This window comes from Actinoplanes sp. NPDC000266, from assembly GCF_042899005.1.
GTDB lineage: Bacteria > Actinomycetota > Actinomycetes > Mycobacteriales > Micromonosporaceae > Actinoplanes.
This window is the reverse complement of sequence record NZ_JBIAZI010000004.1, coordinates 310,908-325,074: the sequence shown is the minus strand read 5'-3', so window position 1 is coordinate 325,074 and position 14,167 is coordinate 310,908. Positions and strand designations below refer to the sequence as shown.

The 14,167-nt window shown below is 71.9% G+C and carries 15 protein-coding genes; 10 read left to right on the top strand and 5 right to left on the bottom strand.

What is annotated here, in order from left to right; genetic code table 11:
* Positions 1–27: 27 nt before the first annotated feature.
* A complete protein-coding gene (locus tag ACFY36_RS18080; RefSeq protein ID WP_499747106.1) occupies positions 28–807 on the top strand; it encodes an alpha/beta fold hydrolase in 780 nt (259 codons plus the stop codon).
* Here ACFY36_RS18080 and ACFY36_RS18075 read toward each other — a convergent pair.
* Positions 796–2,034, bottom strand: coding sequence for a PLP-dependent cysteine synthase family protein (locus ACFY36_RS18075; RefSeq protein ID WP_499747105.1), 1,239 nt, complete (start codon positions 2,032–2,034; stop codon positions 796–798). The genes ACFY36_RS18080 and ACFY36_RS18075 overlap by 12 nt on opposite strands.
* 10 nt (positions 2,035–2,044) lie before the next feature.
* Between ACFY36_RS18075 and ACFY36_RS18070 the strand changes: the two genes are divergently transcribed.
* Entirely contained in the window at positions 2,045–2,416 is a 372-nt protein-coding gene (locus tag ACFY36_RS18070) for a hypothetical protein (protein WP_499747104.1), read from the top strand.
* On the opposite strand, the gene ACFY36_RS18065 is transcribed toward ACFY36_RS18070, so the two are convergent.
* Entirely contained in the window at positions 2,356–3,321 is a 966-nt protein-coding gene (locus ACFY36_RS18065) for a cation diffusion facilitator family transporter (RefSeq protein WP_499747103.1), read from the bottom strand. The genes ACFY36_RS18070 and ACFY36_RS18065 overlap by 61 nt on opposite strands.
* 201 nt (positions 3,322–3,522) lie before the next feature.
* On the opposite strand from ACFY36_RS18065, the gene ACFY36_RS18060 reads away from it, so the two are divergent.
* The 4 genes from ACFY36_RS18060 to ACFY36_RS18045 are packed head-to-tail and all read left to right on the top strand — an operon-like array spanning position 3,523 to position 6,999.
* Positions 3,523–4,353, top strand: a complete 831-nt coding sequence (locus ACFY36_RS18060; RefSeq protein ID WP_499747102.1) for a polysaccharide deacetylase family protein — start codon at positions 3,523–3,525, stop codon at positions 4,351–4,353.
* A gap of 29 nt (positions 4,354–4,382) precedes the next feature.
* Positions 4,383–5,696 carry an allantoinase AllB gene (gene allB / locus ACFY36_RS18055; RefSeq protein WP_499747101.1) on the top strand — a complete coding sequence of 438 codons (1,314 nt, stop codon included), beginning with the start codon at positions 4,383–4,385 and terminating at the stop codon, positions 5,694–5,696.
* On the top strand, positions 5,696–6,676 hold the full coding sequence (gene alc, locus ACFY36_RS18050) for an allantoicase (RefSeq protein ID WP_499747100.1): 981 nt from the start codon (positions 5,696–5,698) through the stop codon (positions 6,674–6,676). The genes allB and alc overlap by 1 nt, the downstream gene beginning before the upstream one ends.
* Positions 6,676–6,999, top strand: coding sequence for a TfoX/Sxy family protein (locus tag ACFY36_RS18045; protein ID WP_499747099.1), 324 nt, complete (start codon positions 6,676–6,678; stop codon positions 6,997–6,999). The genes alc and ACFY36_RS18045 overlap by 1 nt, the downstream gene beginning before the upstream one ends.
* Here ACFY36_RS18045 and ACFY36_RS18040 read toward each other — a convergent pair.
* Positions 6,972–8,039 (bottom strand): hypothetical protein, encoded by a 1,068-nt coding sequence (locus tag ACFY36_RS18040; protein WP_499747098.1) that lies wholly within the window; start codon positions 8,037–8,039, stop codon positions 6,972–6,974. The two genes, ACFY36_RS18045 and ACFY36_RS18040, sit on opposite strands and share 28 nt — an antisense overlap.
* Positions 8,040–8,075: 36 nt before the next feature.
* On the opposite strand from ACFY36_RS18040, the gene ACFY36_RS18035 reads away from it, so the two are divergent.
* The 3 genes from ACFY36_RS18035 to ACFY36_RS18025 are packed head-to-tail and all read left to right on the top strand — an operon-like array spanning position 8,076 to position 11,184.
* Positions 8,076–9,581 (top strand): phosphotransferase family protein, encoded by a 1,506-nt coding sequence (locus ACFY36_RS18035; RefSeq protein WP_499747097.1) that lies wholly within the window; start codon positions 8,076–8,078, stop codon positions 9,579–9,581.
* Entirely contained in the window at positions 9,578–10,636 is a 1,059-nt protein-coding gene (locus ACFY36_RS18030) for a protein-L-isoaspartate O-methyltransferase family protein (RefSeq protein WP_499747096.1), read from the top strand. Before ACFY36_RS18035 ends, ACFY36_RS18030 begins: the two co-directional genes overlap by 4 nt.
* A complete protein-coding gene (locus ACFY36_RS18025) occupies positions 10,633–11,184 on the top strand; it encodes a DUF6817 domain-containing protein (RefSeq protein WP_499747095.1) in 552 nt (183 codons plus the stop codon). The genes ACFY36_RS18030 and ACFY36_RS18025 overlap by 4 nt, the downstream gene beginning before the upstream one ends.
* On the opposite strand, the gene ACFY36_RS18020 is transcribed toward ACFY36_RS18025, so the two are convergent.
* Positions 11,156–12,733, bottom strand: a complete 1,578-nt coding sequence (locus ACFY36_RS18020) for a phospholipase D family protein (protein ID WP_499747094.1) — start codon at positions 12,731–12,733, stop codon at positions 11,156–11,158. The genes ACFY36_RS18025 and ACFY36_RS18020 overlap by 29 nt on opposite strands.
* 56 nt (positions 12,734–12,789) lie before the next feature.
* On the opposite strand from ACFY36_RS18020, the gene ACFY36_RS18015 reads away from it, so the two are divergent.
* Positions 12,790–12,921: a hypothetical protein gene (locus tag ACFY36_RS18015; protein WP_499747093.1), complete on the top strand. Its 132-nt coding sequence runs from the start codon at positions 12,790–12,792 to the stop codon at positions 12,919–12,921.
* 47 nt (positions 12,922–12,968) lie between these two features.
* On the opposite strand, the gene ACFY36_RS18010 is transcribed toward ACFY36_RS18015, so the two are convergent.
* On the bottom strand, positions 12,969–14,165 hold the full coding sequence (locus ACFY36_RS18010; protein ID WP_499747092.1) for an aminopeptidase: 1,197 nt from the start codon (positions 14,163–14,165) through the stop codon (positions 12,969–12,971).
* Positions 14,166–14,167 lie beyond the last annotated feature (2 nt).

Genomic DNA, 14,167 nt, shown 5'->3' with positions numbered 1-14,167 from the left:
CATGGGTGATCCGCTACGTTTGCTCGTGTGCGGACGCCGATCAATGTCTCTACATGGGACGGTCCGGCCGATCGTGTGCCCGCGATCCTGATCCACGGCACCTTCACGTGGGCCGCGCTCACGTTCGAACACCAGCGGCCGCTGGCCCGGAGGCGGCGGATCCTGCTGCCCGACCGGCGCGGGTTCGGCGACAGCCCCGATCTCGACGGCGAAGGCGTCACCAGCGACTACGCGATCGACGCGGACGACGTTGCCGCCCTCATGGGCGCGGGCGCCCACCTGGTCGGTCACTCGTACGGGGGCACGGTCGCCATGCTCGCCGCGGCCGCCCGGCCCGATCTGGTCCGGTCGCTGACCCTGATCGAGCCGTGCGCGCACCAGCTGGCCGCCGGCGAGCCGGTCGTGGCCGCCGCCATCGAGGACGGCCGCCGGTTCATGGCCGGAGCCCGTCGAGGAACCCCGGAGGAGTACGTTGCAACCGCGTATCGTGACGCGACCCCGCCCGAGCCGGCCGACCGTCTGCTCCGCGCGGCGCGTACGGCGCTGGACGAGCGCCCTTGCTGGCTGGCCGAGCTGGCCGTCACGCCGCTTGCGCAGGCCGCCTTCCCGAAACTGGTGATCCTCGGCGGCTGGGAGCGCACCCCGCCCGGCTACCGCCCCGGCATGGCCGACGTCATGCGCGCGGTCGCCACCGCGACGGCCGGCCAGATCGGCGCTCGCCTGGCCCGCATCCCCGGCGCCGCCCACGAGCCGCAGCGCGAGCAGCCCGCGGCGGTCAACACCCTCCTCGAAGAGTTATGGGCTTAGCAGGGCGGAACGCTTCACCACGCCCGTGATGCGGCCGTCGGTGAGAACCGCGAGCCATGTCGCCGTCTCGGAAGTGCGGTACAGAGCGTCCGCGATCGGCTCGCCGATGCCCACGGTCGGCAGGGGCGGCCCGGGGACGCCGTCGACGATCGCGCCCGTGACGTCGCCGGGTGCGGGGCGTTCCGGGCACCGCGGCGCGACGAGCTTCACGCCGTCGCCGGGTGCGGTCACCGTGCGGTCGCCGACGACCGGGCCCCGTACGGCCGGAGCCGGAAAGCCCGTCCGCCGCAACCAATCGTCGTCGAAGTATTTCGACAGATAGGCGCGGCCGGAGTCGGGGGCCAGCACCACCACCAGCGCGCCGGGGTCCAGCTCGCGGGCGACGCGCAGGGCCGCCACCACCGCCGTGCCGGTCGAGGCGCCGACCAGCAGGCCCTCCTCGCGGGCCAGGCGGCGGGTCATCTCGATCGACTCGCGGTCGCTGACCCGCTCGAGGCGGTCGACGACCTCCGGGTCGTACGAGCCGGGCCAGACGTCCTCGACCGTGGCCGGGTGAACGTAATGCCCGATGCTCTCGACGTAGTACGGACTGCCGTCGCCGCCGCCGTAGACCGAGTTCTCCGGGTCGGCGCCGACGATCGTGACCTGGCCGGTGCTCTTCAGGAAGGCGCCGGCGCCGCTGATCGTGCCGCCGGTGCCGACGCCCGCGACGAAATGGGTGACCCGGTGGCCGGTCTGGCGCCAGATCTCCGGGCCGGTCGTCGAGTGGTGGGCGCCGGGATTGGCCGGGTTGTCGTACTGCCCGGCGAGCCATGCACCCGGCGTTTCGGCCGCCACCCGGGCCGCGATCTGCGAGACGTGCCGGGGATCGTCGCGGGTGACGCCGCCGGTCGTCACGATCACTTCGGCGCCGTACGCCCGGAGGGTGGCCAGCTTCTCGGAGCTGCTCTTGTCGGGCACGACGACCACGGTCCGGTAGCCGCGCTGGGCGGCGATCATCGCGAGCCCGACGCCGGTGTTGCCCGACGTGCCCTCGACGATGACCCCGCCGGGCCGGAGATCGCCCGCTTCCTCCGCCGCCAGCACCATGGCGAGCGCCGCGCGGTCCTTGACACTGCCGCCCGGGTTGAGAAACTCGGCCTTGAGGTGGACCGGCGCGGCGATTCCCTCGGTGACCCGCGTGAGCCGGATCAGCGGCGTGCCGCCGATGGCATCGAGAACACTCATAGGAGACAGCATGCCCGTCACCGGACGCCTCATCGGCGACAGTCTGCGCCCCGGGGCCGAGTTCGCGCCGCCCGGCGCTCGTATCGTCCGTGTCTTCCGTCAGGACCTGGGAGGAACCCAGACCGCCAGCCAGCCCGCGGCCTGGACCGTCATCGACTTCGAGGCCGACGACGCGGACGCGGTGGCCGGCGCCCTGTCCGCCGCGCTCAACCCCGAGGGCGGCTGGTACGCCGACTTCAGCGACGGCGACGACCACATCATCGTCTTCGCCGGCCAGGTCTTCCGCTTCGCGCCGGGTGACGACGACGAGGCCGCCAAGGCCTACGGTCGCTCGGCCGGTGTGCCCGAACACCAGCTGGACTGGGGCGACGGGTCGACGTGAATCGTGGCCCCCGCCAGGTGGGGGAGGTGATGGGCCAGCTGGTGCTCGGCGTCGTGGGCGATCTCGTGGGCGGCCACCAGCGTCAGGCCGGCCGGCACGACGACGGTGGCCTCGGCGTGCAGCTTGTGGCCGATCCAGCGCAGCCGCAGGCCCGGGACGTCGTGGACGCCGGGAACGTGGCGCAGGGCGTGTTCGGCCCGGTCGACCAGGCCGGGGTCGACCCGGTCCATGAGGCGGTGGTAGATCCGCCGGGCCGCGTCGGCCAGCACGAACGTGATGGCCACGGCGATGGCCAGGCCCACCACCGGGTCGGCCCAGGCCAGGCCCAGCCATGATCCGGCGGCGGCGGCCACCACGGCCAGCGACGCGAAGCCGTCCGTGCGGGCGTGCAGCCCGTCGGCGACCAGCGCGGCCGAGCCGATCCGCCGGCCGACCGTGATGCGGTAGCGGGCGACGACCTCGTTCCCGGCGAAGCCGATCACGCCCGCCGCGAGCACCCATCCGGCGTGTTCCATCGGCCGCGGATCGAGCAGCCGGTCGATCGCGGTCCAGCCGGCGGCCACCGCCGAGGCCGCGATGACCAGCACGATCACCACTCCGGCGAGGTCCTCGGCCCGGCCGAAGCCGTACGTGTAGGCCCGGGTGGCGGCCCGCCGGCCCAGCAGGAAGGCGATCCCCAGCGGTACGGCGGTGAGCGCGTCGGCCACGTTGTGCAGCGTGTCGCCGAGCAGCGCCACCGATCCGGAGAACGCGACGACGGTGGCTTGGAGGGCGGCGGTCGCCCCGAGCGCCGCCAGCGACACCCAGAGGGCCCGCAGCCCTTCGGCCGAACCCTCCAGTGCCGGATCGACCCGGGTGGCGGTGTCGTGCGAGTGCGGCGTGATCGCGTGCCGTAACCGGTTCATGGTTCGACGATAGGGCCGAGACTAGGCATGCGACAACCCGGCAAAAGCCAATGACCTGCAAGAACGAGGGAGTGGCGCTCGAGGTTGCACGCAGGGTCGATCATGACTCAGGGCACAGTTCGGGACCTCGTAAGCGGATCGGCCTCCGCGAGGCGTCCTACTAAGTGAGAGAGAAAATTCAGTGAGGGCGTACGCATGCGGATGAGCAAGGCAGTCAGGGCAGTCGCCGTGGGCACGATGCTGGCGATCGTCGCCGGGTGCAGCAGTTCGGGAAAGACGCCGCCGGCCGATGCCCCGAGCGCGAGCGCGAGCCCGAGCGTGAGCGTGAGCGCGCCGGTGGAGAGCCAGGCTCCCGACGCCCATCAGGTCGCCCTGGCTGCCCTGCCGGCGAACCTGCGGGCGCGGATCCCGCAGTTCCCGCCCGCGCCACCGGCGACGAAGGTGACGCTGCCGCCCGGCGACGCCGCCGGCTGGTACAGCCGCATCCCGACCGACCAGAAGGTCGCCTTCATCACCATCGACGACGGCTGGGTGAAACATCCCCTGGCCCTGAAGCTGTTCCAGGCGTCGAACGTGCCGATCACGCTCTTCCTCGAGATCAACGCGATCAAGGACAACCCCGGCTTCTTCACGCCGCTCCAGGCGGCCGGGGCCACCATCGAGAACCACACGATCAGCCACCCCAACCTCAAGGGCCGGTCGTACGCCTTCCAGAGACGCGAGATCTGCGGCGGCGCCGACCAGCTGGCGAAGTACTACGGCCGCCGCCCGGTCCTGTTCCGCCCGCCGGGCGGCACCCACGACGCCACCACGCTGCGGGTGGTGAAGGACTGCGGCATGAAGGCCGCCTTCTACTGGAAGGAGACCACCGACCACGGCGTCGTCTTCTACCAGGAGGGCAAGACCGTCCAGCCCGGCGACATCATCCTGATGCACTTCCGGCCGCGCTTCGTCGACGACTACCTGGCCGTCCTCAACGCCATCCACAAGGCCGGCCTGACCCCGGCCAGGCTGGAGGATTACGTCCCCTGAGAACACCGGACAGCCGCTAGGCTCGGCGGATGGTCGATCTGGTGCTGCGGTCCCGGCGGGTCGTGACGGGCCACGGGGTGCGGCCGGCGGCGGTGGCGGTCGAGGCGGGCCGGATCGTCGCGGTCGACGACTACGACCAGGCGTACGACGCGGCGATCGACACCGATCTGGGCGAGACGGCCCTGCTGCCGGGTCTGGTCGACACCCATGTGCATGTGAACGAGCCGGGGCGTACGGAGTGGGAGGGCTTCGCCTCGGCCACGCGGGCGGCGGCCGCCGGCGGGGTCACGGTCATCGTGGACATGCCGCTGAACAGCCTGCCGCCCACGGTCAGCGCCGAGGCGCTGGCGATCAAGCAGGACGCGGCCCGGGGGCAGACCCACGTCGACGTCGGGTTCTGGGGCGGGCAGATCCCCGGCAACACTCCCGACCTGCCGGGGCTGCACGCGGCCGGGGTGTTCGGGTTCAAGGCGTTCCTGGCCGACTCCGGCGTGCCGGAGTTCCCGCCGGTGTCGGGGGAGGAGCTGACGGCCGCGCTGAGCGCGACGGGCGCCCTGTTCGTGGTGCACGCCGAAGATCCGGATCATCTCACCGCCCTCGACTCCTCGGACTCGTACCAGGACTTCCTGCGGTCGCGGCCGGCCGAGGCCGAGCACGCGGCGGTGGCCACGGCGATCGAGGCGGCGCGGCGCAGCGGGGGCCGGGTGCACATCCTCCATCTGTCGGCGGCCGGCGCGCTTCCGTTCATCGAGGCGGCCAAGGCCGAGGGCGTACAGGTGACGGCCGAAACGTGCCCGCACTACCTCACACTCGACGCGGACGAGATCGCCGACGGTGCCACCGAGTTCAAGTGCTGCCCGCCGATCCGGGACGCGGCCAACGCCGACCGGCTGTGGCGGGCGCTGGCCGACGGGCTGATCACCTGCGTGGTCAGCGACCATTCGCCGTGCACACCGGAGCTGAAACGGCGCGACACGGGCGACTTCGCGGCGGCCTGGGGCGGCATCGCGTCGGTGCAACTCGGCCTGCCGGTGATCTGGACCGCGGCCCGGGCCCGCGGCCACACGCTGGGTGACGTGGCGGAGTGGATGGCCCGGCGGCCGGCCGACCTGATCGGGCTGCGGGACAAGGGCCGGATCGCGGTGGGCGCGGACGCCGACCTGGTGGCCTTCGACGCCGAGGAGACCTTCGTCGTCGAGCCCGGCCGGCTGCATCACAAAAATCCCGTGACGCCGTACGCCGGAAAGACCCTGACGGGTGTGGTCCGCACGACCTGGTTGCGCGGGCACGCGGTCACCGGATCGGCCCCGGCCGGCCTGTTCCTGAGCCGAGAGGACGCTTGATGGACGAATTCGCCACGCTTCCCGATCTGGCGTCGCGGGCGTTCGGCGGTGGTGTCGTCTACGCGAACGACGAGTTCTTCGCCGCCGCCGACCACCTCGTCCTGCCCACCGCGCCGGTCTTCGCGCCGAGGACCTTCGACCACAAGGGCCAGGTGTACGACGGGTGGGAGACCCGCCGGCGCCGCCGGCCCGGGTCGGACGTGGCGATCGTGCGGCTGGGCGCGCCCGGGGTCATCCACGGCGTCGACGTGGACACCGCTTTCTTCAAGGGCAATTTCCCGCCGTACGCCTCGATCGACGGTCTGGTTGCCGGCGGATATCCGGCGCCCGCCGAGCTGGTGGAGGCGGAATGGATCCCGCTGGTCGCCAAGTCACCGCTCAAAGGGGACAGCCGCAACCTGTTCGCGGTCACCGGCGAGCGCCGCTTCACCCATGTGCGTCTGACGATCCATCCGGACGGCGGCGTGGCCCGGCTGCGGGTGCACGGCACCCCGGTTCCCGACCCGGCGCTGTTGCCGGCCGAGTTCGACGTGGCCGCCATCGCCCACGGAGCCGCGGTCACCGGTTGCAGCAACACCTTCTACGGCCATCCCGAGAAGATGCTCATGCCGGGCCTGGCCCTGCACATGGGCGACGGCTGGGAGACCTCGCGGCGCCGCGACGACGGCAACGACTGGGTGGAGATCCGGCTGGCCGCGCCCGCGCAAATCTCCCTGGTCGACCTCGACACCACCCACTTCAAGGGCAACGCGCCCGGCTGGGCCGCCGTCTCCGGCCGGTCGGACGGACCGGACTGGTTCGAGATCCTGCCCAGCGTCGCGCTGACCCCGGACACCCCGCATCGGTTCCGCGTCGAGTCGCGGCCGGCGGTCACCCACGTACGCCTGGACATCTTCCCGGACGGCGGCATGGCCCGGCTGCGCCTGCACGGCCGTCCCACACCCGGTTTCCTCGACGACAACCTCCGGCGGCACACCTGATGCCGTACGACGAAATCCTGGCCCAGCGCCTCCGCGACCGGCTCACCGGCCCGGCCGTCACCGAGCGCAAGATGTTCGGCGGCCTGGCCTTCTTCACGAACGGCAACATGACCGTGGGCGTGCACGCCGACGAGCTGATCGTGCGCCTCGGCCCCGACGGCATCGCGGCCGCGCTGACCCGCCCCGGCGTGCGGCCGTTCGAGGTGGGCGGCCGCTCGATGAAGGGGTGGATCCTGGTCGCCGGCGACCACCTCGACGATCCCGACCTGGACGGCTGGCTGGCCGAGGCGACCGGTTACGCGGAGGCGCTCCCGCCGAAGTGAGCGGGCGGGGCGACGCGCCGGGCCCACTCGGCCGCCTCGTCGTCGGGCAGGGTGCGGGTCACCACCATCTCCGGCAGCATGAGCGGATAGGAACGACCCAGGTTCCAGCCCCTCTTGTACGCCGGTGGGTCGAGCACGACCACACGATGGTCGCCCAGCAGCGGGATGCCGGCCGGCCGCCCCTCGTTCCAGATCCAGGCACCGGTGGCGTCGGTCAGATTGAACTGCCCTTGAATGCCACCCTCGGGCATCAGCTCACCGTTCGTGGCGGCGGCGACCCAGGCCGGCTGCGGGGCGGTGCCCGGAAGCCGGTCCGGCCCGATCAAGGTGGCGGCGAGCAGCGTGTGCAGCTGGAAGTTGTCACCGATGCCGCTGATCTTCAGGTCGTACGCCCGGCCGGTCTCCCGGTGCAGCACCAGCAGCGGTTCGTCGTCGAGGACGAGCAGCAGCCCGTGCAGCCAGGGCGCGTCCTCGATCCGCTCGGCGACGGCGGCCGTGGCGGCGGTCAGCCGCTCCCGGTGCGGCAACGAGAGCCGGGCGGACTTCTGCTGCAGGGGAAGCAGGAGGCTGGGAATCCAGGCGTTGACGGAGAACCAGGCCTGCGCGACCTCGCCGGCCTCCTCGGGGGCGAGCCCGGCGACCCGGACGACGCGTTCGCGCAGCTCCCGATATTCGGCGGCGCTGCGCGGAGGGGCGACATCGTCACCGAGCTCGTCGGCGACAACCCCGAACTGCGCGGCCAGTTCGAGGCCGCCGGCCACCCGATCGGCGAGAACACCGAGCACGGGAAGGGGATCGGCCCCGATCTCGATGAGGGCGGCGGCCAGCGAGGCCAGCTGTCCACCGTTGCCGAGAGCGACCTGCTCGATGGCCGGGGTCAGGCGGAGGAGCCCGGCGCTGAGGTCTTCCACGGAGGACTTCTGGGCCTGCTGCACGACAGCGCGGAAGGTCTTGGTGGAGGCCCGCTCGTCAAGCCGGATCACGGCATCGGCAAGCTCGGCACAGAGATCGGGAAGGGGGCGCGCGCGACGTCCGAACATCGAAGCATCGTACGGTTCCCGATTGTGACCCGAACCGTGACACTGCTCCTGATCGATGCCGACGGCACTCTGCTGGGCGAGCTACCTCCTTTCGAGACCCCGGTGCCGTGGTGGCAGGAGGTCGCCGACTTCCCCGAACGCTCCGGTCTGACCGGCCTTCAGGTGCTGCGCCTCCTGCACGGAGACCGCGCAGCCCCACCCGGCGGCCACGTCACCTATCTCGCCCAAGTTACCGAGAAGCCGACAAATATCCGAAAAATCGGGCGGCGATCAGAACTGGAGATGCCGACCGCAAGCAGCGCGGACGCGGGCGCGGGCGGCGCGGGCGGTGGCGGTGCGGGCGCGGGCGCGGGCGGCGCGGGCGGTGCGGGCGTTGGCGGTGCGGGCGTTGGCGGCGCGGGCGTTGGCGGCGCGGGCGTGGGCGGCGCGGGCGCGGGCGGCGCGGGCGCGGGCGGTGCGGGGGTGGGCGGTGCGGGCGTTGGCGGCGCGGGCGGTGCGGGCGCGGGCGTGGGCGGCGTGGGCGTGGGCGGCGTGGGCGGTGCGGGCGTTGGCGGCGCGGGCGCGGGCGGCGTGGGCGTGGGCGGCGTTGGCGGAGCGGATGGCGCGGACGGTGCGGTAGCCGGTGTCGGCGGTGCGGCCGGCGGCGGTGTGGGCGTTGATCTCGCGCCGCATCTCAAGCGGGCGGCCTACGCTGAGGTCAACGGGCCTGCGAAGTCTCTGGACTGGGCTCGGGAAGTTCTGCCCGGGGTGACCGCCCATCAGCGGCGGACCTGGAATCTCTCGGCCATCTGGCGCCTCGACGGAGCGGGTGGGGAGACCGTGGCCTGGCTCAAGCAGGTACCGCATTTCTTCGGGCATGAGGCGCGTGTCATTCGGCTGCTCGGGGACGTCGCGCCCGGGCTTGCCCCAGAGTTGATCGCTGCGGGGGAGCACGGGCGCATGCTTCTCGCCCATGCGCCGGGGGAGGACCGCTACGGCGCCGGGCCCGAGCTCTGCGCCGACATCGCCGCCGCGTTTCATCCGATCCAGCAGCATTTCGCGAAAAATTCGGTGGGGCTGAGTTTCATTCCGGATGGGCGGCTTGATGCTGAGGTCTTCGGGCGCGTCGCTGAGCCGTACGTCGCAAGCATCTCTGGTCTTGGAAAGCTTCTCGACGATCTTCCCCGGCGCATCGCGGCCATCAACGAGTGCGGGCTGCCCGACACGCTTGTTCATGGGGATCTGCACCCGGGGAACGTCCGCACCGACGATGCTGGGCGGCTGACCATCATGGACTGGGGAGACTGCTTCTTCGGCAATCCGGGCTTCGACATCCTGCGGCTGACCGACGACCCCGCCGTCATCGATGCCTGGTGCCGCCGCTGGGAGACGAGTGGCGCCGATCCTCGGCGGGCCATCGAGCTGCTCCGTCCGCTGGCTCCTCTGCGCAGCGCCGTCGTCTATGCCGGATTTCTCGACAATATCGAGCCGTCTGAATTTCCCTATCACGCGGAAGACGTTCCGGCCGCTCTGGCCGCCGCCGCCTCTATCGTGGGGGAGTGAGCCGGCGGGGGTTCCTCGAGCAGATCCGGCAGGGCGGTGTGTCCCTGAGCCCGGATCTGGCCGCCGCGTTCGCCGCCGTTCCCCGCGAGGCCTTCGTGCCGGACGGTTTCCAGCGCCGTGACGGCACGTGGGCCCGGCCGTCCGACGCCGACTTCCTCGAGCTGATCTACCGCGACGACGTGCTCGTCACCAAGGTGGACGGGCGGGTGCCGGTCAGCTCGTCCAGTCAGCCGTCGCTGATGGCCATGATGATCGAGGCCCTCGACGTGCGGCCGGGTCATCGTGTGCTCGAGATCGGCGCCGGCACCGGCTACAACGCCGCGCTTCTCGCCTCGCTCGGCGCCGAGGTCGTGAGCGTCGACGTCCAGCCCGATGTCGCCCTCAGGGCCCGCCAGGCTTTGAAGACGGCCCAGATCGACGGTGTACGGGTGGAGCATGGCGACGGCTACGCCGGATCGGCGGGCGACCGCTTCGACCGCGTCATCGTGACCGTCGGCGTCGCCGGCCTTTCCCCGCTGTGGCGGGCCGAGGTCGTCGTCGCTCCGGTCGAGCATGCCGGCACCCATCCCGTCCTGGCCGTTCGCGACCAGGTGGGCACGGTCGTCACCCCGTCCGGTTTCATGACCGCGGCCGGCCCGCTCACCGCCGCCCACCCCTTCCCGGCCCCGGCCGCCCCGGGGTCGCTGGCCGAGTTCGCCGAGCACGAGGGACCGCGGTTCGACCCGCCGCTGGAGCCGCTCGCCTACCGCGACCTCTGGTACGCGGCCGGCGTCTGGAACCGTCGCGCCACCCTCGCCGGGGTGCCCGGCCGCGAGCAGAACGCCCTGATCATCCTTGATCTGACCCGCACCGGCGGCGCCGTCGTCCTGCCCGACGGCAGCGTTCTGGCCGGAGGCGCCGAGGCCGCCGCCTGGGCCGCCGAGGCCGCCGCCCTGCGCGACCGCTGGCTCGGCGCCGGCCGGCCCCCGATGCGGGCCTGGCGTGTCGGCCTGTCCCCGGCCGGTGATTCCGACGCCCCGATCCTGGTCCCGTCCACGTGGGAGTTGACGCGATGAGCCGTACCGACGTCGTCCGGGCCTGGCTGCGTGACCGGGGCGCCGAGGCGGTCCCGCACGCCGGCGGCTCCCTCTACGAGCATCTCGGCCGGGTCCGGGAGCGGGTCGAGGGGCACGGCCTCGGCGAGGACGAGCAGCTGGCGGCGCTCACCCACGCCGCGTACGGCACCGACGGCTTCCCGGTCGTCCTTCTCGACGTGGCCGACCGGCAACAGTTGCGGGCGCTGATCGGACGGGAGGCCGAGGCGATGGTCTACCGGTACGGCGGCTGCGACCGCGGCCGCACGTGGCGGGCGCTGGCCTCGACGTGCACGGTCTGGAGCCGTTTCACCGGGCACGCCGAGTCGCCGACGCCGGATCAGCTGCGCGCCTTCGCCGACCTGAGCATCGTCAACGAGCTGGACGTCTACGAGCGGTCACCGGAGATCGCGGCCAAGGCCGGCGACTACTTCCGGTCGCTCTTCCCGACCTGGGCGCCGCTCGCCTCACCGGCCGTGATGGCCGACTGCCGGCGCACGCTCACCATCGGCCCGCCCGCCGATCGCTGAGCGAGCGCCCGTCCGGGTCGTACATGAGCCGATAGGCCGGCACCGCCCACAGCCGCTGGTACCAGGGCAGCTTCGACGTCTGGTGCGGCATGATCTGCCCGGGCGGCCGGGGGCCCTTCCCGCCCTCGTCGTGCCACTTCTTCAGGCGTTCGGCGGTCGCGTCCATCTCCCGTACGACCGCGACCGGATCGACCAGATCGTCGTCGGAGTCGCGGCCGAGATGCTCGCGCGTCAGCGCGAGCCGCAGCTCGCGCGGGAAGCGGCGGGCCCCGTCACCGAGACCGGCCGGGTCGCGCGGCTCCCGCTCGTCGGCCGTGTCGTCGAAGATGGCGTTCGAGAGCTCACTGTCGTGCGTCCACGAGCGCCGGTTGAAGTTGTCGCTGCCCACGCTGCACCACACGTCGTCGATCACGCACACCTTGGCGTGCACGTAGATCGGCGTGCTCTCCGCGTTCTCCAGGTCGAACACGTGCACGCGGTCGGGCGCGGCCATCCGGCACAGCGCGATCGCCTGCTCGCGGCCGACCTCGTTCGGCGGCAGCGCGAACCGGCCGTCCACGTCCGGGTGGCGGGGGACGACGGCGATCAGGTGCAGCTCGGGGTTGTCGGTGAGCGCGTCGGCGAACAGCTGGGCCACCTCGGCCGACCACAGGTACTGATCCTCGAGGTAGATCAGCTTGCGGGCCCGCTTGATCGCCTTGGTGTAGCCGCGCGCGATGGTCTGCTCACCGTTCGACGCGAACTTGTACGGCGGGCGCATGGCCGGATAGGTCCGCAGCACCTGGATGGCGAGCGGCCCGCACTCGGGCGGGTCCGGCGGCTGCTCGGGCAGGCGGTCGGCGCGCAGGTCGGCGCCTTTGAGCTTGTCGGTGACGGTGGAGATCGGGCCGTTCTGGTCGAGCGGCGTCGGATCGTTCCACCGTTCCCGGAACGTCAGGTCGAGCGCGCCCACCACCGGCCCGCGCAGCGCGAGCTGCACGTCGTGCCAGGGCGGGGTCTTCCCGTACGCCTTGGCCATCGCCACCGCCTGAGGATCACCTCTGTGCGAGGCGTCGTCGCGGCGGCTGTGGCACAGGTCGATGCCACCGGCGAAGGCGATGTCCCGCGACGGGTCGCCGGGATGGCGGAGGATCACCAGTTTCTGGTGGTGGGAGCCGCCGCGCCGGACCCGCTGGTCGAGCAGCACCTCCCCGCCCGCGGCCTCGATCTCGTCGCCGAGGTTGCGGTTCTCCTCCTCGCTGTAGGCGAGTTTGTCCACGTGGGAGCGCCAGAGCAGACCCTTGACCACCACACCCCGCTTGGCCGCCGCGCTGAACAGCTCGACGATGGTCGGCCCGTCGTCGCGCATCCGCTCGTCGGGATCACCACGCCAGTCGGTGAAGAACAGGTGGTCACCCTCTTGGAGGCTTTCAACCTCCGTTACCAGGCGGTCAAAATAGGCTTTACCGTGAATTAGCGGTTCGGCCGCGTTTCCGGTGCACCAGGTGGGTATGGATGAGTCCGGGTTGTCACGCTCCCCCGCACTGAGGAACCAGTCAGACAAGGGCACGTCCACCAACCTAAGCCCGCTCGACGGCACGCGCACCCCCACCGGAGGACCCACCCATGAGCAGTGAGCCGCTGACCACCGCCGCCGCCACCACGACCGAGACCGCTCAGGCCGCCGAGAAAGGCCTGCTCATCGCGGTCCTGCTCATCGTCCTGCTCGGCGTCGGAGCCATGCTGTTCATGGCCTGATCAAAGAATCCCCCATCCAACCACCCCACCACCGCCCTTAAATCGCCTTAAAAGACCCATTTATCTTCCTTAATGATCTCCACCACACCCTTGGGGCCGCGGCCGGTGACGGTGATGCCGTCGCCGCCGATGACCACGTCGGTGTGCACGCCCGACATGTTCAGGCCGGCCTCGGCGCGCTGCTTCTCGGTCAGCGCCAGGCCGCCCTCGACCGCGAACGGGAAGCTCTGACCCCACGCGACGTGGCAGCCGGCGTTCTCGTCGAAGAGGGTGTTGTGAAAGACGATGCCGGCCCGGGCGATGCGGCTGTCCCGGTCGACCAGCGACACCTCACCCAGGGAACGCGCGCCCGGGTCGGAGTCGATCTGGGCCCGTACGACATCGGCCCCCGAATCCGCCGTGACCTCGGTGATCCGCCCGCCCGCGAAGGTGACCCGCAGCCCGGTGACCAGCGCACCACCCAGCACCAGCGGCTTCGTCAGCCGGATGACGCCGTCCGCGCGCGTCTTGTCCGGGCTGGTGAAGACCTCCTCGGTCGGGATGTTCGGCATGTACGGCACGCCGGCCGGGTCGACCAGCCCGCCACCGGTCCAGCGGGTGCCCGGCAGGAGCCCCACCGTGAGATCGGTGCCCTCACCGACGTACCGGACCTCGGTCAGCTCAAGCTCGTCCAGCCGCCGCGCCCGCTCTCCCAGCGTGTCCGAGCGCTCCCGCCAGGCCGCGACCGGGTCGTCGGCGTCGAGCCGCATGGCCGTGCCCACGGCCTCCCACAACCGGCCGGTGTCGGGCTCGCCGAAGATCTGCCGGGCCCATCCCGGGTTGGGCGCGCCCACGGCGGTCCACCGGACGCCGTCGAACAGCGCCCGCCGCATGGCCTGCGACTCCTCCAGCGGGAAGGCGGCCGCCCGGGCCGGGTCGGCCCCGTCGAGCAGATGCGGATCGGCGTCACCCATCAGCCGGATGAACGCCACGCCCTCCTTGCGCCACCACTCCGTGCGTTCCAGAGCCCACGGCCGGCTCGCCGTCAGCCGCTCCAGCGGCTGGTGGTCGACCGCCTGCCGCCGGATCGGCCCGTCCTCCCAGTCGACCTCGACCCAACCCGCCCCCGCTCCGTAGGCGGCCGCGACCACGGCCCGCGCGATCTCCAGGTGCGCCGTGTCGCTCTTGATCACCACTCCCTGCCCGGGCTGCACATTGACGCCCACCCGAACCACCAGATCCGCGAACCGCTCGATCAAGCTCATGG